This is a genomic window from Bacillus tequilensis, assembly GCF_012225885.1.
In the GTDB taxonomy this organism is placed as follows: Bacteria; Bacillota; Bacilli; order Bacillales; family Bacillaceae; genus Bacillus; species Bacillus tequilensis.
Genome location: NZ_CP048852.1, coordinates 3,031,455 through 3,050,953, shown reverse-complemented (window position 1 = coordinate 3,050,953; position 19,499 = coordinate 3,031,455). Strand labels below are relative to the sequence as shown.

Genomic DNA, 19,499 nt, shown 5'->3' with positions numbered 1-19,499 from the left:
GATTCTGTCCGGATAAAGGAGAAAATGAAGGAGATTGTACATGAAAATATTTCGAATGAAGACTTAAAAACAAAACTTATTTCTTTTATTGAAGAAAAAAAACAATTTTCATTCGCAGAATTAGCTTATCACCATTACATAGCATTTGACGGAAAAGATGATACAGCAATTGAGTTGTTGGCCTCTGGTATAGAACTTTTAATTTTATCTGCTGACATTTTTGACGATATAGAGGATAAGGACAATCTTCAGGCTTCTTGGATGAAAATAGATCCTTCGATAGTGATTAACGCAGCTACCGCACTTTATACATTAAGTTTGCAAGTGATAAGTTTAGTTTCTAACAATCCACAACATTTACGTCTGACTTTACAATATTCACTTCAATCTTTACAAGGGCAACATGCAGATTTAAATGTAACAAGCTCTTCAGAATCAGAGTTTATTGAAATGATTAAACTTAAGTCAGGTTCTCTTGTAACATTGCCTAATGTACTAGGTGTATATTTGGCAACTGGTGAATTTAATGAAACAGTCGATGAGTATTCACATTATTTGGGCATAGTCGAGCAAATTGCGAATGATCACCATGGGTTATATTATCCTGACAATAATGACATAAAAACTAGACACAATCTAGCCTTCTACTATCTTAAAAATAAATATAACCAATCATCGATTGACTTATTAAATTTTTATGCGCAAGAAAATAATCAGATAAATAATATGGACGAATTGAAAAAGAAGCTGCGAGAATCAGGTGTAATACAATATTTGAATGTTATTAAAAATATAGCATTGGAAAACTTTAAAGAATCATTCAAAAAACTGAGATTAGATGAACAAAATAAGAATAAACTATTTGTTCAATTATTAAGGGGGAATATAAATTGAAACATATTGACAAAATTATAAGCCATCTAGCAAACAACCCGGAAGCGTTTGATCAATTTAAGAAGGGGAACTTAACCTTGCTAAATATAAATGAAAAAGAAAAGAAAGCAATATTATATGCGTTTGAAGAAGGAGAGGCACCGAGAACAAGCAATTGGCCTCCAATTGAAGCTATCAGTAATTTTTTTGAGGATGATAAAAGAAAAAGTTTTATTTAATTATGGGATGATGAGATGCACATAAATAATAACGTCTATAAATATTTGTCTCTAGCTTTTATCATTTTAAGTTTTGTTTATGTGATCTACCTCTCTTATATTTCTGTTTTTAATATCTTTGTAGGTGCGGATGTGAAGATTAATGAACAGGGTAAGTTAGAGGTTACCAAAGTTGTGGATTATAAATATTATTCAGGTGTAAAAAAAGGTGACATCATTCTTGAAGTGAATGGGCAAAAAGGAAGCGAAATCCAGTTAGAGAGCGGAAGATTGGTCAACGTAGAAAGCTTAACTGTTGAGAGAGATAATAAATCATTTCATTTGCAAAATGTAAGCCTAATAAGTGAAGAAAATTTATTTATGTATCTCATTCCACTCATATCTTATTCAATCTGTTTATTTTGTATATTTTTTGTTTACAGAATAAATAAAGTAAGAAAATCATCTTCTGCTTTTGTTTTAATCTTATTTTTGTTATTTGTATCAGTAGCATATGTAAGTGCCTGCGGGGCAAGAAGAGGTGAAGAGGTTAGCACTTACCTGCTTGTCCTTACTTTAGTAAGTTGTCCAATTTTATATATACATTTCATATATAAATACTTTGCGGAATTGGGCACTAAGTTATTCAAAAAGAAGATTTTAATCATAATGTATATACTTCCACTCGTAAACCTGTTACTAGAAGCTGTTTTGAGTAATAGATTAAATTCTTCGGCTTTTTTGTCTAACTTGAACTTGATTTCCTTTTTTGTCCTAGTCCTTACTGTAGCTATCCTTATCCATCAAGGGATTAGAAAAATCAAACAAAATGAGCAAAAGTCAATTTTAAAAATCCTTGCTTATATAAATATCCTGTCTTTTAGTCCCTTTATTATCTTTTTTGTTATTCCATATGTGTTGTTTGATAAGTATCTTTCACCCTTTAGTTTGGCAGCTTTTACACTTGTTATACCTTTTTCTTTAGTGTATCAATTTATGACAAATAGACTTTATAATATTGACTTTGTTGTAGGACGGCTTAAATACTATGGTTTTTTAGCAATTACACCTACTGTTATTGTGGTCACCATATTTAATTACATTCAAAAACCAAAAGATAACTTTTATTCTGTTAAACTAACAGTTGTTATATATTTGCTTATGTTTGCTGTCTTTTACTTTAAAGAGATTATTGATTTTCGTTTTAAGTTGAAAAGATTTACAGAGAAATTTAATTATCAAGATGGAATTTTTAAATTTACTCAATTAATTAAGCAAGCATCATCGGTAGATCAAGTACTTGATCACTTTAAAAATACAATCCTAGAAGTATTAAACATAGATAATGCTTGCGTGTATGATAATTCTAAAGGGGAAATCATCCTCCTTAGCAAGAATAACTTTAAAGATCTCACTTATAAGAATTATGAGCAATATGTGAAAAGCTTTTCTGGTGATATCGGTAAAATTAAAGAGTTTAAACAAGGTTTTATTATTAAAATAGGTGAACGAGGAGACAGATCGTTTTTAGTACTCTGTTTCTCAAGTTATAATACTTTTAAATTAACAAGAGATGAAATTGCATGGCTTCAAACATTAGCGTTCTATACAAATGTCTCATTGGAAAACGTAATGAAAATCGAAGAGTTGATGGTGCATCTTGAGGATTTAAAACAACAAGAATCAAACCCTGTCTGGCTCAAAAAACTCATGTACACCATCGAAGAAAAACAACGCTCTGATCTCGCCCGCGATCTTCACGATTCCGTCCTTCAGGATCTGATTTCTTTAAAACGACAGTGTGAGCTGTTTTTGGCTGAATTTAAGAAGGACGATAATCCGTGCCGGGAAGATGTGCAGGACAAGCTTGTTCAGATGAATGAACAGATGTCTGATGTGATTTCGATGACGAGGGAGACGTGTCATGAGCTGCGGCCGCAGCTTCTGTATGATCTTGGGCTGGTGAAGGCGCTGTCCAAGCTGGTGGCGCAGCAGCAGGAGCGGGTGCCGTTTCATATCCGTTTAAATACGGGCAGATTTACGGCTTCACTTGATCTGGATTCGCAGCTGAATTTGTACCGGATCATTCAAGAGTTTCTGTCTAATGCGGTCAAGCACTCTCAGGCGACGGATGTGCTGATTATGCTTATCAGTATTCAAAACAAAATCGTTCTTCATTATGAGGACGATGGCGTAGGGTTTGACCAAGAAAAAAATAATGAACATTCTCTGAGTATGGGGCTTTCTGGAATTAAGGAGAGAGTCAGGGCTTTAGATGGACGCCTTCGGATTGAAACAAGTGAAGGAAAGGGCTTTAAGGCTGATATTGAAATTGAATTGTAATGGTTTTATAACGGAAAAGACTTGGCACAAGCCAAGTCTTTTTTATAAAATGAAAAAGAGTGAGTAAAAGGGAGGAAAACATGAAAAAGATACTAGTGATTGATGACCATCCGGCTGTCATGGAAGGCACCAAGACAATTTTGGAAACGGATTCGAATCTGTCTGTTGATTGTCTCAGTCCCGAACCGAGTGAACAGTTTATCAAGCAGCACGATTTCTCGTCGTATGATCTTATATTAATGGACCTGAATTTAGGCGGCGAGGTCAATGGGATGGAGCTTTCTAAACTGATTTTACAAGAGTGTCCTCATTGCAAAATTATCGTCTATACCGGTTATGAGGTCGAGGATTATTTTGAGGAAGCAATTCGTGCGGGTCTGCACGGTGCCATTAGCAAAACCGAATCTAAAGAAAAAATCACCCAATACATATACCACGTACTCAACGGAGAAATTTTAGTCGATTTTGCTTATTTTAAACAGCTGATGACGCAGCAAAAAACAAAGCCGGCTCCTTCCTCTCAAAAAGAACAAGATGTGCTCACACCTAGAGAATGCCTGATTCTTCAAGAAGTTGAAAAGGGATTTACAAACCAAGAAATCGCAGATGCACTGCATTTAAGCAAGCGGTCCATTGAATACAGCCTGACATCGATTTTCAATAAGCTGAATGTCGGTTCCCGGACGGAAGCGGTTTTGATTGCGAAGTCAGATGGTGTACTGTAAATAAGGGGGTGTATATGATGGATACGAAACACACATTGCTTGAAGCGCTTGGAATTGAGATTGTTGAAAACACAGCGGAACGATGCGTTGCGGTCATGCCGGTGGATCATCGGACGGTGCAGCCGTTCGGGTATTTGCATGGAGGCGCTTCAGTGGCTCTGGCGGAAACTGCAGCGAGTGTGGGCGCGCAGAACTTGATTGATCACACAACACAGGCCTGTGTCGGTTTAGAGATCAACGCCAACCATGTAAAATCCGTAAAGGAAGGAACGGTAAAGGCGGTGGCCGAACCCGTTCATATAGGCAGAACGACGATTGTCTATCAAGTTCACATTTATGACGAGCAAGAGAGGCTGATCTGTATATCCAGATGCACGCTGGCTGTCATCAAGAAATAAAAAAACAGCCGGAACTATGCCTGTCCGGCTGCTTATTTTATAAGTAGGAATCCTCTTTCCGTTTAATCACAAAGTTTCTGATCCCCTTGTAGTCATCCTGTACGCTTTTCTCATCAAGCTTGACGCCGGAGTTGTACGCAGCACGGCAGATCAAATGTCCCCCGATAGGCGACGTCATAAAGATAAAGAAAATCCCAAGGAGGATTTTAGCTGATAGTTCTCCGGTTATAAACCACAAAAAGAAGAAGACACCGAGCAGTACCATATTGACGCCTAACGTTGAGCCTTTTGAAGCAGCGTGTGAGCGTGTATACATATCAGGAAGGCGAAGTGTCCCAAATGAAGCGGCAAGGCATACAAGAGAGCCGAGGAGAATGAATACAGCCACGACGACTTTAGCGATTTCGATCATTTTCGATAATCTCTCCTTTCTCCAGGAACTTGGAAAATGCGATCGTTCCGATAAACGATAAAATCCCCAGCAGCAAAATAATATCCAGAAACGCACTTGTTTTCAGCAAAATGGAGACAAGCGCCGTGATCGCAATCAGGTTGATGCCGATTGCATCCAGAGCCACGACCCGGTCAGGCACAGTCGGCCCTTTAATGACACGAATGACATACAAAAAGGTAGACACTGCCATGATGCCGAGCGCGATTTGCAGAATCAGCGTAAACATCAGCGGCTCACCTCCTGTATCGCTTTCTCAAATGACTCCCGGATATCAAAAATAGCTTTTTCCGCATCCTCAATATCCATCGCGTGAATATAAAGAATCGTCCTGTCATCGGAAATATCCATCACCAAGGTTCCCGGCGTTAAGGTAATGAGCAGTGACAGCAGGGTGATTTCCCAATCCTTCGTCAGCTCTGTTTTAAAAGCGAAAATGCCCGGTCTGATATTCAGTTTCGGCGATAGGACTGTTTTCAGCACACTGACATTGGCAAGGTATAGCTCCTTTAGAAAAATCAAAAAGAGCTTGATGATAGAAAACATTTTCCATAGATAAAACTGGCGTGTGAAAAAGCGCCGGAAGAAAAAGAGCGTGAGCATTCCCAGAATATAGCCTGCGAGAAATCCTGTGGCGCTTGGATTATTGCTCAAGAACATCCAGCAAAAAGCGAGAAACACATTTAATAAAATTTGAAATGCCATGCGATCTACTCCTTCAAAACAGCTTCAATATATTTTTCCGGATTCAGCAGCGTCTCGGCCGCTTGATCAACGTAAGGTGACACCCATTCTGTACCCAGTCCGAAGAGCAGAGACAGCAAGAGAAAAAGAGCTGCCGGATAAAGAAGACCTTTAGCGGTTCGATGATTTGGTTTTGGTGTTTCTTTTTCTTCGCCCCAAAACGCATGTATAAAGATCCTCAGCACAGAGTATAGTACGAGCAGACTCGACAGCAGAATCAGCATGGAAATAGTAAATTCACCTTCCGCGAAGCCGCCCTCTGCAATTTTAAATTTGCCTACAAATCCGCTGAGAGGCGGGATGCCCGCAAGAGAAATAGCTGAAATGAAAAACATCCATCCAAGAACAGGGTAGCGTTTGATCAGCCCGCCCATTTTATGCAGGCTGGCTGTTCCAGTCAATGCGATCAGCGTTCCTGCCAGCATAAATAAAGCGCCTTTAATCAGCATATCGTGAATCAGATAGTAAATCGCGCCTTGAATGGATGCGGGAGTATGGACTGCCACCCCAAACAAAATCACGCCTACTGCGGTGATAATATTGTAGATCACAATTTTCATGACATCCGAATAAGCGAGTGAACCGATCACACCGAAAATCACAGTCAGCGCCGCCAGCCAAATCATCAGCTGATGGGTAAAGGCTGTATCGTGAATGAAAATCAATGTGAAAACTCTCGTGATCGCGTATAAACCGACTTTTGTCAGCAAAGCGCCGAACAACGCGGAGATGGCCGCCGGAGGCGCGTAATAAGAGCCTGGAAGCCAAAAGTAAAGGGGGAAGATTCCGCCCTTCATGCCGAATACAATCAGCAGCAGGACACCGATGACAGTAATCAGCCCGGTTTGCCCGGATTCGCTGATTTTGGCGCTTAAGTCCGCCATATTTAACGTACCGGTTACCGCGTATAAAAAGCCGACGCCGATGACAAACATGGCCGACGACACGATATTAAACACAATATATTTAATGGACTCCCGCAGCTGAATTTTTGTGCCGCCTAATACAATCAGCATATAGGAAGCAATAAGCAGCAGCTCAAAAAATACGTACATATTAAATAAATCGCCTGTTAAAAACGCTCCGCTGACACCGGCAAGCAAAAACTGCACACCGGAGTAATAAAAGGAATGCTCGCGTTTTTCACCGACGGAACGGAAGGAATAAAGCCCAACCAATAAACCGATTACCGCTGTTGTCAGAACGAGCAGGCTGGCGAATTGGTCTGCGGCCAGCACAATGCCGTACGGGGCTTTCCAGCCGCCTAAATTGAGTGTCTGGATCCCCTTAGTAAAGACAGTCTGTACAAGTATGCCGCCGATCACAATCCCGACTGCTGACGCCGCAGTGCTGAAAATTCGCATGAGCATCAGATTCTTCGTCATGAAAATCAGCAAAATGGCCGACAGGAGCGGGATCAGGATTGGCAAAATAACAAAATTATTCATGTTGATCATTTCCCCTCATTTGATCCATATCGTCCGTTTTCAATTCCTGATAAGCCCGAAAGGCCATGACGAGGATGAATGATGTAACGCCAAATGAAATGACAATTGCCGTCAAAATCAGGGCTTGCGGAAGCGGATCGACAAATGATTTGGCATGCTCGCTCAAAATCGGAGCGGCGCCTTTCTTTAATCCTCCCATAGTTAAAAGCATTAAATGGACGCCATGGCTTAACAGTGCTGTTCCGATAATGACGCGAAGCAGGCTTTTAGACAGCAGCAAATACGTAGCGGCCATAAAAATAAAACCGGCTAAAACAGCCATTAAGATTTCCATTATTCTTCCTCTCCAATCGTTTGAATAATGGTCATCGTAATGCCTACGACAACAAGATAAACGCCTAAATCAAATATCGTCGCCGTGGCGAGCTCCGTTTTCCCAAGGATCGGCAGCTGAAAGTATCCGAATGTGTGGGTTAAAAAAGGAGTCCCGAATACAAAGGAGCCAACGCCGGTTAATACAGCGAGCAGAAGGCCGGCTCCCGCGACATAAATGAAATTAACCGGCAAAATCGAACGCACGGTTTTTAAATCATATGCCAGGAGCAAGAGAACGATGGAAGAGGATGTGATCAGCCCGCCGACAAATCCTCCTCCAGGCGCGTTATGCCCCGATAAAAATAAATAGAAAGAGAAAAGCAAAATGATAAAGGATACAAGCTTTGTCACGGTTTGAAGAATGATGTCATTTGTTTTTTGTTCATTCACCGCTCTTCCCCTCCTCTTTTACTTTTGTTTTAATCATGCTGTAAATGCCAAGAGCGGCAATCGTCAGCACCGTGATTTCAAACATCGTATCAAAGCCCCTGAAATCAACGAGGATGACATTGACGACATTATCCCCCCCGCCGAGATCGTGGCTGTGTTTTGTGAAGAAGGATGCAATGCTGTCCTTGGTGCGCTGGCTAGAAGACGCGATGCCGAGCAGAGTGACGATAATACCGACGCCTAAAGAAATAATAAGGTTCGTCATCCGAAACGTTCTCGTTCTCTTTTTCAGCCGCAGTTTCGGCAAATGGTAGAAACAAAGCAGAAACAGCGCGACAGAAATCGTTTCAATGACAAGCTGAGTCAATGCCAAGTCCGGCGCTCTGAAGATCACAAAAAACAATGCGAGCGTATAACCGACAACACCTAGTGAGATAATCGCCGTCAGTCTTGATCTGGCAAAAACAGTCGCCGCTGTGGCGCTGATCATGACAAGCGTCAAAATGATTTCGTATACGCCGATTTTAGCCATGCCTTCCGTCGTAAAGGAAAACCCGCCTTTAATGACAAAAGCGCCTCCCATCAGAATGATGAAACCAGCGAAGATATACAGCAAATAATCTCTTAAAAACCCAGTCATATATTGTCTTGTGACCCGGTAGGAACCTTTCTCCATCAGCGTCACGAGCTTGTCGTATAACCGGTTGAGTGTAAGCTTCGAAGGAAACAGCTTATAGATTCCTTTCCACTTATTCATCGTCAAATAACCGATCGTGCCGAGAACAATAATTCCTAAAGTCATGAGCACTTCCGTTGTAAGACCATGCCACTGTGAAATGTGAACGTGGAATTTCTCATGGCTGTCCAGCAGTGTCGGATAGATTGAGTTCATTGCAGGCTCTATCAGGCTGTAGGACAGGATATTCGGGAAAAAGAAGAGGCTGACTGCGAACGCCACCAGAATGACTGGTGACACGAGCATGCCAACTGGTGCCTCATGAGCCTGTTTTTCAAGCTGCTCAGGCTTGTCACTTCCTCTGAAAGTCTTAAACAGCAACTTCATGCTGTAGATAAATGTAAACACGCTCCCGACCCAAGCAAGAACAGGGAATAAAGCGCCCCATGTCTGCACGTTAAACAGATTGAAATGTGTCACGCGAAGCATGCTTGTGAAAAACATTTCCTTACTCAAAAATCCGTTAAACGGCGGAAGGCCGGCCATTGAAAACGTCCCGATTAAGGAAATGGTAAACGTAATCGGCATAATCGCCATCAATCCGCCGAGCTTCCGGATATCCCGTGTGCCTGTTTCGTGATCAATAATCCCGACTGCCATAAACAAGCTTCCTTTAAATGTAGCGTGGTTGATTAAATGAAAAATGGCAGCCATGGCGGCAGCTGTATAATATTCTGTATGGCCGTAATGAAGCGCCGCAGCACTGACCCCGAGCATGGAGACGATCATACCGAGCTGGCTGACGGTTGAAAACGCCAAAATCGATTTTAAATCCGTTTGTTTCACGGCATGGAATGAGCCCCAAACCATCGTAAAGAGACCGACGAGGGAAACGATCCAAAACCACTGGGCTGAAAAGGCGAAAATCGGACTGAATCTCGCAATCACATAAATGCCGGCTTTCACCATAGTTGCTGAATGGAGATAAGCGCTGACAGGTGTCGGAGCTTCCATCGCATCAGGCAGCCAGATATAAAAAGGGAATTGCGCGGATTTCGTAAAAGCCCCTAATAAAATGAGAATCATAGCCGGGATAAACAAGTCGTGGCCGGCAATTAATTGAACCTGATGAATCATCTCTCTAATACTGAAGGAATCTGTGATCAGATAAAGGAGAATAAATCCGCCGAGCATGCACAGACCGCCGCTGACTGTAATCAAAAGGGATTTGGCGGCGCCGTAGCGCGATTTTTCACGCTTGTACCAATAGCCGATCAGCAAGAAGGATGAAAGGCTTGTCAGCTCCCAAAACATGTAGAGAACCATCACATTGTCTACTAAAACGACACCGAGCATCGCACCCATGAACATCAATAAATAGACATAAAAGGGTCCAAGCTGTTCTTTTTCTTTCGATAAATAAAAAATGCTGTAAAGAGTGACCAAAGAACCGATACCTGTGATCAGCAAGGCGAATAACAATCCGAGACCGTCTATATAAACAGTAAAGTTAATGCCAAGTGAAGGGATCCACTCCAATACCGACCGCAGTGTTTCTCCAGATTGTGTCATTCTGATCATTGAGAGAAAGTATATAAACAGCAAGACGGGCAGGATCAACACAAACCAGCCCGTGTGCACTCTTTTTGCGTATTTTGCCAAGAAAGGAATGATAAAAGCAAATAAAAAAGGTGCTAAAATAGCAAAATGTAAGAGCTGCAAAGATAAGACCTCCTTTTTCTCGTTCTCAATTGAAAAATCGCTATGTATCAAATATACGGTCAAACGACCTAGTCCAAATTATATCGCACTTTTTTGGAAGCCGCCATGCTTCGAACTGCTGCAATAGAATTTTACGAGTTCTTTTGACCTCGAAAATAATTCTAACAAAAATAAGATCATTTGTATATTTAAAATCAATCCGGATCAAGCTGAATGTAAGGAGCTGGTCATATGAAGAGAAAGGTACTGATGTGCTCAGGTTTATTCTGCTCAGTATTTGCAGGGGCATTCATTTTGAATCAATATGACGGGCGCAGCGGTGCGGCGGCCGGTGAGGAGTGGGAACTGTATTTACTGGAGCACCACTTGTCAGCCAGAATGAGTGAAATGGAATCAAAGGATCTGCCGTTTGGCCCCCGAGAGTATATCCGGATTGTGAACAGATAAAAAAAGAGTTCCGCATATAACGGAACTCTTTTTCTGATTATGAAGTGAAAAAACGAAGCAGAACTGTCGCACAAATGACTGTGCCTGCACCGCCGAGGCGGGTGGAAATTTGAGCGAACGGCATAAGGCCCATTCTTCCGGATGCTGATAAAATCGCAACATCACCAGTTCCGCCAAGACCGCTGTGGCAGCAGGTAACGATTGCGGATTCAACAGGGTACATGTTCATCAGCTTGCCCACAAAATATCCAGAAGCAATCATCGCGACAACAACTGAAATACAAATGACGACAAACGGGATAGAGATCACAGACGCTACGTCATCCAACGGAATAAAGAGGATGCCGAGGCCGACCATCAGCGGCCATGTAAAGCTAGAAGAAATAAACTTATATAGCTGGTAAGCGCCATCCTCCATTTTTTTCGGAAGAATATTCGCATACTTGACAGCCGCCGCTGAAATAATCATTAAGATCGCGCCCGGAATGAAAATGAATTTCTCCAATAACCCGCCGAAAATAAAGAATGTACAAGCGAGCAGCACACCGGCTCCCATCAGTTTAAAATCAATTTTTGCTTCGGCTTCTTTTTGATTGAAAATCTCATTTGCTTTTTTAGATTTGACGAGACGTCCGTTCCCGTTTAGATCTGGACGCTTATCGCCAAGCTTTTTCATTAAGGCGGCACAGATGATTGCAAAAACGTTTCCGATAATAGCGGCAGGGACCAGCTGTGATACAAACACATCAGCGGATGAACCGAGGATTTGTGAATACGCAATTGAGAGCGGCAAAATTCCTTCGCCTATTCCCCCGGCAATAATCGGAACAACAACAAAGAAAAAGGAATCGTAAGCACTGTAGCCAAAAATAAATCCGACAAGGATGCCGGCCGCAACGGCTGCGATCGTTCCGGCAACCAGCGGAACGAACATTCTGATAAATCCCTGTATTAAAACAATTCTGTTCATTCCAAGGATACTTCCCACAACAAGACAAGCAATATAGAAATAAAGGAAGTTAGACGTTTTCATCAAGTTGGTTACAGCGTCTAAAGATGTTGAATTCAGCACATTGTAAAAGACTAAAAATGAAGGAACAAACAACGATAAAATAGCTGGGCCGCCAATATCCTTCAATATTGGAATGCGCTGGCCGATGTCCCCAAGAAACACACCCAGAATCATGATGATGGCAAAACCGCCAAGCATATTTGCGGGCAGTTTATTGTAATAGGCTGCAAGAATAATAATAATAGCCAACACTGTGTATAATGGCAGAGGAATCACACCGATCTCCCAGGACCATATTTTTTGAAACGGATTTTTCTCCTGTGTGACTTTTTGCTCAGGTGAAATTGTCCCCTTTTTTGGAATTGCTCCCATGTCATACACCCCCATGTATTGTTTGTTACAGTCTACAAGAAAGCGTTAACATATTATAGTTTTTTAATTTAAAAAACTAATAAACAATTAAATTAATAGGGTCATTTGGATTAGGAGAATCTCCCCGAGAAGCGTCTTCCCGGGAGGAATATTTTATCGTTTTATATAAGGCACGCCATTTGCTTTCGGCATCTGTGCGTCCGATAAAGCCGTTCAAAACGAAAACGTTAATACACATTTGGCTTGTCTTTAAAAAGAGCGAGCAGTGGACTGATGGTGCTTAAGCAGTGCCCCAATCGGCTGCCATTTTCCGAATACAAGCGCTGCAAGTATGATAAAACCTTGCCCGGAGATGGCAGAGTGCGTAAAATCAAGTGCAATCGCAGAGGCATACACACACACCGCCGCCGAGACATAGCTTTTCACCAATAGAATCAATTATTATCTTGGCAAGAGATGTAACAGAAAAAAATGCACTGCTCGGAGTGAACAGTGCGTTTTTTTATAAATATTGCTTAATTCCGTTAAGGTTTCCTGTGTTGACATTGTATTGAAATACCGGTCTTCCGATTGTTCCGTACGCCATTTCCACATTCAGAACTTGTATATCTTCAAGAAATTTTAAATACTTTCTTATGGATACTTGAGAGATTTCTGTATGCTTTGCCAAGTCTTCTGTTGTAAAAGAGTCATTTTCAAACGACTGGATACTGGACCAAATCAGCTTCAGCGTGCTTTTTGTCAGGCCTTTAGGAAGCTGCACCTTTTCTGTCGCTTCTTTCTTTTGAAAAAGCTCGGCGTCCAGCTCTTTTTGGCTCATGTTGCGATGAGTTGAGTAGACCTTTTGTTTTCGTCTGTAATCAGACAGGGCAGTTTGGAAACGTTCGAATTCAAACGGTTTGATTAAATAATCAACAGCTCCGTAACGAAGTGTTTTCTTGATTACGTCCAGCTCGCTGGCCGCCGAGATGACGATGACGTCAACCGCTTCATTTTGGGCTCTCAATTCCGTCAGCAGTTCCAGCCCGTTTTTCCCCGGCATGTAAATATCGAGCAAAATGAGGTCGATGTGATGCTCTCCTAAAATATGCAGAGCGCTTTGAAAGGAAGAGGCAATGCCTTTCAGCTGAAAGCCATCTATTTGGCTTAAGTATCGTTTATTTAATTCACCCACCATGGGGTCGTCTTCAACTATTAGTACATTAATCATGGTTTTCCTCCTTCGGTTCGTACGGGACACGAAGACTGAATGTCGTTCCTTCATTCTCTTCGCTTGTGAGGATCATTTGACCCTTTAAATTTTCGATGCTTTGCTGTGTAAAATAAAGGCCGAATCCCCGGTTTTTGCCCTTCGTTGAATAGCCTTGTTCAAACACCTTGGCTTGATCTTCTTCCGACATGCCGGCTCCGGTATCGGTAATTTCAATATCCAGTATGCCGCTATGAAAACGCATGGACATGGTGATTTGTTTTTTCGGCATATTGGCAACGGCGTCCAAGGCATTGTTGATCAGATTTCCGATAATGGTAATGAGTTCATGAATGACTGAAGGGTCTGCCGCATTGGGGATGACACCGCTGCATTCAATATCAAGATTTGCGCCCTGCTCCCGTATGAAGCTCTGCTTTCCAAGCAGAAAACCGGCCAGTACGGAGCTTTTGACATCATTTATAATCTCGCTTGTTTCTGATTTTTGCTGAATTGCAATATCTTTAATATACTCTCCAAGATCGTCATACTCTTTCAGCTGGACGAGACCTAATATCACGTGCAGTTTGTTCATAAATTCATGAGACTGCGCTCTCAGTGCGTTTGCATACATTTTAACACCGGAAAGCTGTTCGGCTAAATGTTTTACCTCGGTTTTGTCCCGGAATGTCGCAATTGCTCCGACAGTTTGTCCTTTCAGATGGATGGGAACTTCGTTAAATACCAGCTCTAATCCGTTAATGCGGACATCTCTGTCTTGAAGCGGTTTTTTTGTCTCGATGACCTTTTTTAAGCGGCTTTTCGGCAAGATGTCATTGACATCCTGATCAACAGGATTTGTGCTGATGCCCATTTTCACGAATAGTCGCTTTGCTTCCGCGTTGGCAAGCTTGATTTTGCCGTGTTCATCAACAGCGAGAATTCCTTCCTTCGTTGATTCCAGCATGGCGCTGCGTTCTTCAAGAAGAGTCGCAATTTCATAAGGCTCAAGTCCGTACATGATATTTTTCACCGTACGGGCGACGATAACAGCTCCGATTACACCGACGAAAATGCTGACGCAGATAATAAAGTAGAGCGGACGTAAGCTATGGCTGATCACTTCATCAATTTCATTTACGGTGATGCCGACAGCGACCGCCCCGACCTGTTTTCCATTCTTCGCGTAGACAGGAACGAAGGCTCTCTGCGATTTTCCGAGCGTGCCGGAGGCAGTGCTGATGTGGACATGCCCTTTTAATACTTCGGATTCATCACCGCCCCTGAATTTTTTTCCGATTTTGCTCGGGTCAGGATGTGTTTTGCGAATGCCGTTCATATCTATGACAACAACAAATTCCGTACCGGTGATTTTCTGAACCCGCTTTGTGTAGCTTTGCAGTTCCTTCTGGTTTGTTCCGCTTTCCAAAGCAGAGGCTGTTATCGGCGCTTCGGCTACCATTTCAGCAGTTTGCAGCGCTGTGGCCTTTTCCTGATCTCTAATTCGTTTAGTGGTTTGGGCACCGACTGTAAAAAATGTAATGAGCAGTGCGATTAACACAACGATACAAACAAATATGGTGAGTCTGGTTTGCAGTTTCAATGTTTTTTTCATCGTAAACTTCCTTATGTTTTATGATTCCTGCGTACTACTTTACCCTCAAAATGCTGCTTTGTGAAGATTTGGGACCGTAATTCGTAAAAAGGAGAAAAAATGGAATAATTTATCTTGTCAATGTGTTTTAAGTCCTCCATAATAAATGAGGTAGATTATAGAAAGGGACTTTTTTATATGAAAAATACTTATTTGACAGGATACTTTCCTCTGATTGCGATCCTGCTTTTTAGTTCGTCTTTATCCATTTCAACTTCACTTTATGCAATGAAGATGCTGTCCTCATTTGGAATGTATGATGGAATGCTCGATTATTTTTCAGAGAAAGGGATCAGGCTTGCGTTATTTGCGGCCTTTGCACTTTTATATTTCATGGTTCTGTCCGCTCTGAAATTAATTGCGAATACCGTGACTGAGCTGTCGTTGCTGTTTTTTGCCAATGATCCGGAAGGGAACAATCTGAAAAAAATCAGAATGGGTTCCATGATTTATTTAGGCGGCGGGATTTTATCCTTTGTGCTCTTGCACAATATCGTCTGGATTGTGATCTGGTTTGCGGTCGTCACGCTCGCTTACTTTGTGTTTATCGTATACCGGATTTATTCGACGCTTTCTCTTATGTCATTAGTCGGATTCATTCTATTGGAACTGCTGTTTTGGTTTACCTTTGTTATCGGTATTCTGTTCATATTTATCAAGCTTTATAATAGCATAATGGCTAGCTTACCTGTGTAAGCTAGCCATTTTTTCGTTTATGGTAAAAACCTTTTTTGAATAGAAGGAGAGGGGAGCATGCATTCATTTTTTTTGCCGAACCACTTATAGCGGTTTTTGGCAATGAAAGAATAGACCGTATCTCTGACAGGCTTCGGCACAGCGAAAAACAGGACGGAAAGCCGCCACGGGCCTCGCAGATGCCTGAAAACCTTAATAGCTGCAGTTGACTTTGTGTACACTTGACCGTCTTCAATAAAGACAAAGCTGTCAAACTGATCAGTCGGGAGCCCGCTTTTTTTCAGCAGGCTCTGTCCTGTTTCCGACTGCAGCGATGTAAAAGAGATCAATCCTTCTGGATCACGTGTAATGATAAATTGCACGGCGCCATTGCATAAATTGCACACACCGTCAAAGAGCAAAACGCGATTTGGAATGTGTTCTGGTGCCACCAGATCCCCTCCTATCTTTTAATAAGCCGCTTGCAGCGTTCCTTTCCAGATCGAAAGCTGAGGGCTGATGCTGTGCAGATATTCAACGCTGCTCGGTGTATCTTTTCCGACCCAAACCCCCATTGTATACGTATCTGTCAGGCCGACAAACCACATATCGTGATAATCATTTGATGTTCCTGTTTTCCCGCCGATGTAAGGCGCTTTAAAATAGGCTTTTTTCCCTGTTCCGCTTTTCACAACAGAAGACATCAGTTTTTTCAGCTGCATGTTCGTGCGGACACTGAATATTTGAGTCGGCTGATCATTCCATTTATAAATCGTTTTTCCTTTAAGGTCTGTCACCTTTGTAATCGCATGGCTCGGCGTATAACTTCCGCTGTTGCCGAATGTCGTATAGGCCTTTGTCATCTCAAGAGGCGTCATGCCGTTTGTAAATCCGCCAAGGGCCGCCGGGAGAAGATAGTCGCTGTTGACAAGTTTGGCAAAATGATACGGCTCAATATAACTGAATGCTTTTTGGATGCCGACACGGTCCAGCATTCTGATGGCCGGTGTATTATATGAATTTTTAAACGCCGTATCGACCGTCACTGTGCCGTACGTGCGGTTATTATAGTTTTGCGGACAGTAATCTTTGCTGCAAAACTTGCTGGCATCAATAGTGCTGCTTGTTGTCGCGCCGGTTTGTTCAATATAAGGGCCGTAATCAAGGAGCGGCTTAATGGATGAACCCGGCTGTCTGTATGCCTGGTAGGCGCGGTTAAAGTCATATTTTTGATAGTTTTTCCCGCCGGATAGAGCGATGATTTGATGCGTCTGGTGATTGATCACAGCCGCACCGCCCTGTACGTCCGCGTACGGGAGCTTGGAATTCATTTGTGCCACAACTTGATTTTGCATGTACGGATCAAGTGCGGTATAAATTTTCACGCCGTCTTTCGTTAGCGCGCTGACTCTTGCGGACAGCTCGTTTTCGATCTTTTCTTTTTGTTTTCCTGATGCTTTTTGAAGACGTTTATCATAGCCTTCTGATTCAGACACCAGCTGAGTGAATTCATCATTGACATATGAAACGTAGTCCGGATATTTGTCTTCTTTCTTTTCAACATCCAGTTTGATTTTTTGTTTGACGGCTTTTTTCAGCTCTTTATCCGTAATGACCCCAGCATCTTTTAACCCTTTAAGCAAACGTTCTTGACGGCTTTTCGTGTAGTCAAAATGCTTGAGAGGATCATATAATGTAGGGTTATTAGGTATAGCGCAAATAAAAGCCATTTCTCCCGCTGTGAGAGATTTCAGCGGTTTGCTGAAATAGAATTCAGCCGCTGAACCGACGCCGTAAACGCCATTGTTGAAATAAATCGTATTTAAGTAAGCTCCAAGAATTTCATTTTTCGTATACTTTTTCTCTAGCTGATAAGAATACGCGAGCTCAGTCAGCTTTCGGCTGAAGGAGCGTTCGTGGCTTAAATACAAGTTTCTTGAAAGCTGCTGTGTGATGGTGCTGGCACCCTGATCAATTTTCTTGTCTTTTACGTTGGAAGCGGCTGCCCGCACCATTCCCATAAAGTCAAAGCCTTTATGCTCGTAAAAATGGCGGTCCTCAGATGTTAAGAATATCTGTTTGACTTCCTCGGGAATCTTGTCAAATGGAACGATCACACGGTTTTCGTGATTGCTGACGATTTCCGAGACAAGGGAGCCGTCCCTGTCATACATGTAGCTGTTTTGAACAAGGCTGATATCTTCCAGATTAATATTTTTATCAAGCACCTGATCCAGAGACTTCATTTGTTTAACTTCTTTTCCGGAAGCGATAACTGTAAATGCAAACAATGGGATTATGCAAAGGAGCAAAATCCATCCGATTATTTTTCGTAACATGGTCACTCTCTTTTCTCCTAAATTCTAGCCATATCGTACCACTCTTTTGAGTTTACGAGAAGGTTAAATTTAGAAGATTCCTTAGTTTTTCTGAGAATCAGCTTGCTTTGGCATAAGAATCCTTCCGGAATTTCTGCATGACCCAAAGCATGCAGGCGCCGGCGAAAAAGAGAAACGCTGTGACATAAAAGGCGGCCGAAATGGTAAAATGGCTCGATATGATTCCGCCGAGAAGAGGCCCGAGCACGTTTCCTAAAAAGCGAAAGCTGACATTATAGCCGAGTACTTCTCCTTGAATGCTGCCGGGAGCCTGAACGCGGATCGCTGCCGTGATGCATGGCAGCAACCCGCCCATCGCCATTCCGAATAAAAATCTGAAAACAAGGAGCACGCTGAGTGAGGACGCGAGCGCCTGCGGAATAAAAAAGAAAGACGCGGCGAGCAAAAGTCCGATTAAAATGCGGCGGTGGCCGTAGCGGTCGCCCAGATCACCCCATTTTCTAGCCAGCAGCAAACTTCCGAGTCCCGTTGCTGAAAATGCCATACCAGAGAAAAAGGCCAGATTGACAGGTCCGTGCAGCTCATTTACATATAAAGCGAGCAGCGGCTGGATACTGAAATTGCCTGTTTGAATCAGCATGGTTAACAGCATCATGACCCAAAGCGCCGGCTGGTGAAAAATATAGGAGAGCACTTCTTTTCTCGTGTAAGACGCACGTTTGGCTGACTTCTCTGCAAGAGGCTTTTCCTTAACGCCGAATAACACGAGAAGAACAGATGAGAAAATCACAAAGGATGTGATAAAAAAGGTATACGTAAAGCCGAAACGATCAGCGAGCATGCCGCCCAATAGCGGACCGAACAAGCTTCCGGACACCTGCCCCATTTGCAGCGTGCCGAGTGTTTTGCCGGCTGAACTTTTTGGAGTCTGCGCCGAGATCATCGCTAGAGATGTCGGGATGAATCCGGTTACAAGGCCCATTGCCATACGCAGAAAAAACAATTGGTATACCGATGTAACAAAGCCCATGAATAAAATGCTGAGGGCAATGCCTGTTCCGGTTGCCATAAGGATTTTCTTGTATCCTCGTTTGTCTCCGAACCGTCCCCAAAACGGGGATACCAAAAACGCCATGAGAAATGTAATGCCGAACACATAGCCGCTCCACCTTTGCACAAAGCCGTTTGAAAAAGTGCTGAGCGTCTCAATGTATAGGGAGAGAAAAGGAACGATCATCGTTGTGCTGGCAGAGACAAAAAAGTTCGCCAGCCACACAATGACAAAGTTTTTTTTACGGATAGAAATAACATCACCTTCTTATTATTTCGAGTTCCTTACTAATTATAAAGAAACGATGCATCATTTAAAAGAAACAAAGCGGCTGGGGAAATTCATTATTTTTAGAAAATGAAGAAAGGTCGAGAGGGTGAATTGATATACTATAAAG

At 42.3% G+C, this 19,499-nt stretch carries 21 protein-coding genes and 1 pseudogene; 8 read left to right on the top strand and 14 right to left on the bottom strand.

Annotation, left to right across the window (positions count from 1 at the left end; all coding sequences use genetic code 11):
• Nucleotides 1–24: 24 nt before the first annotated feature.
• From G4P54_RS16215 to G4P54_RS16195, 5 genes are all read left to right on the top strand, one after another.
• On the top strand, nucleotides 25–894 hold the full coding sequence (locus G4P54_RS16215; RefSeq protein WP_024713710.1) for a polyprenyl synthetase family protein: 870 nt from the start codon (nucleotides 25–27) through the stop codon (nucleotides 892–894).
• Complete coding sequence (comX, locus tag G4P54_RS16210) at nucleotides 891–1,112, top strand: competence pheromone ComX (RefSeq protein WP_024713711.1); 222 nt, start codon at nucleotides 891–893, stop codon at nucleotides 1,110–1,112. Before G4P54_RS16215 ends, comX begins: the two co-directional genes overlap by 4 nt.
• A gap of 15 nt (nucleotides 1,113–1,127) precedes the next feature.
• Nucleotides 1,128–3,434: a sensor histidine kinase gene (locus tag G4P54_RS16205; RefSeq protein ID WP_167873219.1), complete on the top strand. Its 2,307-nt coding sequence runs from the start codon at nucleotides 1,128–1,130 to the stop codon at nucleotides 3,432–3,434.
• An 80-nt stretch (nucleotides 3,435–3,514) separates the two neighbouring features.
• Entirely contained in the window at nucleotides 3,515–4,159 is a 645-nt protein-coding gene (gene comA, locus G4P54_RS16200; RefSeq protein ID WP_024713713.1) for a two-component system response regulator ComA, read from the top strand.
• A gap of 17 nt (nucleotides 4,160–4,176) precedes the next feature.
• Complete coding sequence (locus G4P54_RS16195) at nucleotides 4,177–4,557, top strand: hotdog fold thioesterase (RefSeq protein WP_024713714.1); 381 nt, start codon at nucleotides 4,177–4,179, stop codon at nucleotides 4,555–4,557.
• A gap of 37 nt (nucleotides 4,558–4,594) precedes the next feature.
• On the opposite strand, the gene mnhG is transcribed toward G4P54_RS16195, so the two are convergent.
• The 7 genes from mnhG to G4P54_RS16160 are packed head-to-tail and all read right to left on the bottom strand — an operon-like array spanning nucleotide 4,595 to nucleotide 10,363.
• A complete protein-coding gene (mnhG, locus tag G4P54_RS16190; protein WP_167873218.1) occupies nucleotides 4,595–4,969 on the bottom strand; it encodes a monovalent cation/H(+) antiporter subunit G in 375 nt (124 codons plus the stop codon).
• Nucleotides 4,953–5,237: a Na(+)/H(+) antiporter subunit F1 gene (locus G4P54_RS16185; RefSeq protein ID WP_003228814.1), complete on the bottom strand. Its 285-nt coding sequence runs from the start codon at nucleotides 5,235–5,237 to the stop codon at nucleotides 4,953–4,955. Before G4P54_RS16185 ends, mnhG begins: the two co-directional genes overlap by 17 nt.
• Nucleotides 5,237–5,713 carry a Na+/H+ antiporter subunit E gene (locus tag G4P54_RS16180; protein ID WP_024713716.1) on the bottom strand — a complete coding sequence of 159 codons (477 nt, stop codon included), beginning with the start codon at nucleotides 5,711–5,713 and terminating at the stop codon, nucleotides 5,237–5,239. Before G4P54_RS16180 ends, G4P54_RS16185 begins: the two co-directional genes overlap by 1 nt.
• 5 nt (nucleotides 5,714–5,718) lie before the next feature.
• Nucleotides 5,719–7,200 (bottom strand): Na+/H+ antiporter subunit D, encoded by a 1,482-nt coding sequence (locus G4P54_RS16175; RefSeq protein ID WP_167873217.1) that lies wholly within the window; start codon nucleotides 7,198–7,200, stop codon nucleotides 5,719–5,721.
• Entirely contained in the window at nucleotides 7,193–7,534 is a 342-nt protein-coding gene (locus G4P54_RS16170; protein ID WP_024713718.1) for a Na(+)/H(+) antiporter subunit C, read from the bottom strand. The genes G4P54_RS16175 and G4P54_RS16170 overlap by 8 nt, the downstream gene beginning before the upstream one ends.
• Entirely contained in the window at nucleotides 7,534–7,965 is a 432-nt protein-coding gene (locus G4P54_RS16165) for a Na(+)/H(+) antiporter subunit B (RefSeq protein ID WP_024713719.1), read from the bottom strand. Before G4P54_RS16165 ends, G4P54_RS16170 begins: the two co-directional genes overlap by 1 nt.
• Complete coding sequence (locus G4P54_RS16160; protein ID WP_167873216.1) at nucleotides 7,958–10,363, bottom strand: Na+/H+ antiporter subunit A; 2,406 nt, start codon at nucleotides 10,361–10,363, stop codon at nucleotides 7,958–7,960. Before G4P54_RS16160 ends, G4P54_RS16165 begins: the two co-directional genes overlap by 8 nt.
• 231 nt (nucleotides 10,364–10,594) lie before the next feature.
• On the opposite strand from G4P54_RS16160, the gene G4P54_RS16155 reads away from it, so the two are divergent.
• The gene (locus tag G4P54_RS16155; RefSeq protein WP_167873215.1) at nucleotides 10,595–10,810 is read left to right on the top strand and encodes a hypothetical protein; all 216 of its coding nucleotides are present in this window, start codon (nucleotides 10,595–10,597) and stop codon (nucleotides 10,808–10,810) included.
• Between the two features lie 37 nt (nucleotides 10,811–10,847).
• Here the strand turns inward: G4P54_RS16155 and maeN are convergent, their stop codons facing one another.
• The 4 genes and pseudogenes from maeN to maeL form a co-directional block, all read right to left on the bottom strand.
• Nucleotides 10,848–12,194 carry a sodium/malate symporter MaeN gene (maeN, locus tag G4P54_RS16150; RefSeq protein ID WP_167873214.1) on the bottom strand — a complete coding sequence of 449 codons (1,347 nt, stop codon included), beginning with the start codon at nucleotides 12,192–12,194 and terminating at the stop codon, nucleotides 10,848–10,850.
• Nucleotides 12,195–12,347: 153 nt separating this feature from the next.
• Nucleotides 12,348–12,590 (bottom strand): annotated as a pseudogene (locus tag G4P54_RS16145) (ABC transporter permease); the annotation flags it as partial.
• Nucleotides 12,591–12,696: 106 nt separating this feature from the next.
• Nucleotides 12,697–13,404 carry a two-component system response regulator MaeM gene (maeM, locus tag G4P54_RS16140; RefSeq protein ID WP_024712992.1) on the bottom strand — a complete coding sequence of 236 codons (708 nt, stop codon included), beginning with the start codon at nucleotides 13,402–13,404 and terminating at the stop codon, nucleotides 12,697–12,699.
• Nucleotides 13,397–14,998 (bottom strand): two-component system sensor histidine kinase MaeL, encoded by a 1,602-nt coding sequence (gene maeL / locus G4P54_RS16135; protein WP_167873213.1) that lies wholly within the window; start codon nucleotides 14,996–14,998, stop codon nucleotides 13,397–13,399. Before maeL ends, maeM begins: the two co-directional genes overlap by 8 nt.
• A 177-nt stretch (nucleotides 14,999–15,175) precedes the next feature.
• Here maeL and G4P54_RS16130 point away from each other — a divergent pair, with 177 nt between their 5' ends.
• Nucleotides 15,176–15,733, top strand: coding sequence for a YufK family protein (locus tag G4P54_RS16130; protein ID WP_024712994.1), 558 nt, complete (start codon nucleotides 15,176–15,178; stop codon nucleotides 15,731–15,733).
• Nucleotides 15,734–15,750: 17 nt separating this feature from the next.
• Here the strand turns inward: G4P54_RS16130 and G4P54_RS16125 are convergent, their stop codons facing one another.
• The 3 genes from G4P54_RS16125 to G4P54_RS16115 form a co-directional block, all read right to left on the bottom strand.
• Nucleotides 15,751–16,164, bottom strand: coding sequence for a thiol-disulfide oxidoreductase DCC family protein (locus G4P54_RS16125; RefSeq protein WP_167873212.1), 414 nt, complete (start codon nucleotides 16,162–16,164; stop codon nucleotides 15,751–15,753).
• Between the two features lie 18 nt (nucleotides 16,165–16,182).
• Nucleotides 16,183–18,057, bottom strand: coding sequence for a transglycosylase domain-containing protein (locus G4P54_RS16120; RefSeq protein ID WP_167873211.1), 1,875 nt, complete (start codon nucleotides 18,055–18,057; stop codon nucleotides 16,183–16,185).
• Between the two features lie 91 nt (nucleotides 18,058–18,148).
• Nucleotides 18,149–19,357 (bottom strand): multidrug efflux MFS transporter, encoded by a 1,209-nt coding sequence (locus G4P54_RS16115; protein ID WP_420809529.1) that lies wholly within the window; start codon nucleotides 19,355–19,357, stop codon nucleotides 18,149–18,151.
• On the opposite strand from G4P54_RS16115, the gene G4P54_RS21405 reads away from it, so the two are divergent.
• Entirely contained in the window at nucleotides 19,260–19,463 is a 204-nt protein-coding gene (locus G4P54_RS21405; RefSeq protein ID WP_167873210.1) for a hypothetical protein, read from the top strand. The two genes, G4P54_RS16115 and G4P54_RS21405, sit on opposite strands and share 98 nt — an antisense overlap.
• Nucleotides 19,464–19,499: the final 36 nt, after the last annotated feature.

What these genes read in the sequence shown, in the direction of transcription:
- G4P54_RS16215 (WP_024713710.1), top strand. Translation starts at nt 25, where the DNA reads ATGAAGGAGATTGTACATGAAAATATTTCGAATGAAGACTTAAAAACA.
- G4P54_RS16205 (WP_167873219.1), top strand. Translation starts at nt 1,128, where the DNA reads ATGCACATAAATAATAACGTCTATAAATATTTGTCTCTAGCTTTTATC.
- comA (WP_024713713.1), top strand. Translation starts at nt 3,515, where the DNA reads ATGAAAAAGATACTAGTGATTGATGACCATCCGGCTGTCATGGAAGGC.
- G4P54_RS16195 (WP_024713714.1), top strand. Translation starts at nt 4,177, where the DNA reads ATGGATACGAAACACACATTGCTTGAAGCGCTTGGAATTGAGATTGTT.
- mnhG (WP_167873218.1), bottom strand. Translation starts at nt 4,969, where the DNA reads ATGATCGAAATCGCTAAAGTCGTCGTGGCTGTATTCATTCTCCTCGGC.
- G4P54_RS16185 (WP_003228814.1), bottom strand. Translation starts at nt 5,237, where the DNA reads ATGTTTACGCTGATTCTGCAAATCGCGCTCGGCATCATGGCAGTGTCT.
- G4P54_RS16180 (WP_024713716.1), bottom strand. Translation starts at nt 5,713, where the DNA reads ATGGCATTTCAAATTTTATTAAATGTGTTTCTCGCTTTTTGCTGGATG.
- G4P54_RS16175 (WP_167873217.1), bottom strand. Translation starts at nt 7,200, where the DNA reads ATGAATAATTTTGTTATTTTGCCAATCCTGATCCCGCTCCTGTCGGCC.
- G4P54_RS16170 (WP_024713718.1), bottom strand. Translation starts at nt 7,534, where the DNA reads ATGGAAATCTTAATGGCTGTTTTAGCCGGTTTTATTTTTATGGCCGCT.
- G4P54_RS16155 (WP_167873215.1), top strand. Translation starts at nt 10,595, where the DNA reads ATGAAGAGAAAGGTACTGATGTGCTCAGGTTTATTCTGCTCAGTATTT.
- maeN (WP_167873214.1), bottom strand. Translation starts at nt 12,194, where the DNA reads ATGGGAGCAATTCCAAAAAAGGGGACAATTTCACCTGAGCAAAAAGTC.
- maeM (WP_024712992.1), bottom strand. Translation starts at nt 13,404, where the DNA reads ATGATTAATGTACTAATAGTTGAAGACGACCCCATGGTGGGTGAATTA.
- maeL (WP_167873213.1), bottom strand. Translation starts at nt 14,998, where the DNA reads ATGAAAAAAACATTGAAACTGCAAACCAGACTCACCATATTTGTTTGT.
- G4P54_RS16130 (WP_024712994.1), top strand. Translation starts at nt 15,176, where the DNA reads ATGAAAAATACTTATTTGACAGGATACTTTCCTCTGATTGCGATCCTG.
- G4P54_RS21405 (WP_167873210.1), top strand. Translation starts at nt 19,260, where the DNA reads ATGTATAGGGAGAGAAAAGGAACGATCATCGTTGTGCTGGCAGAGACA.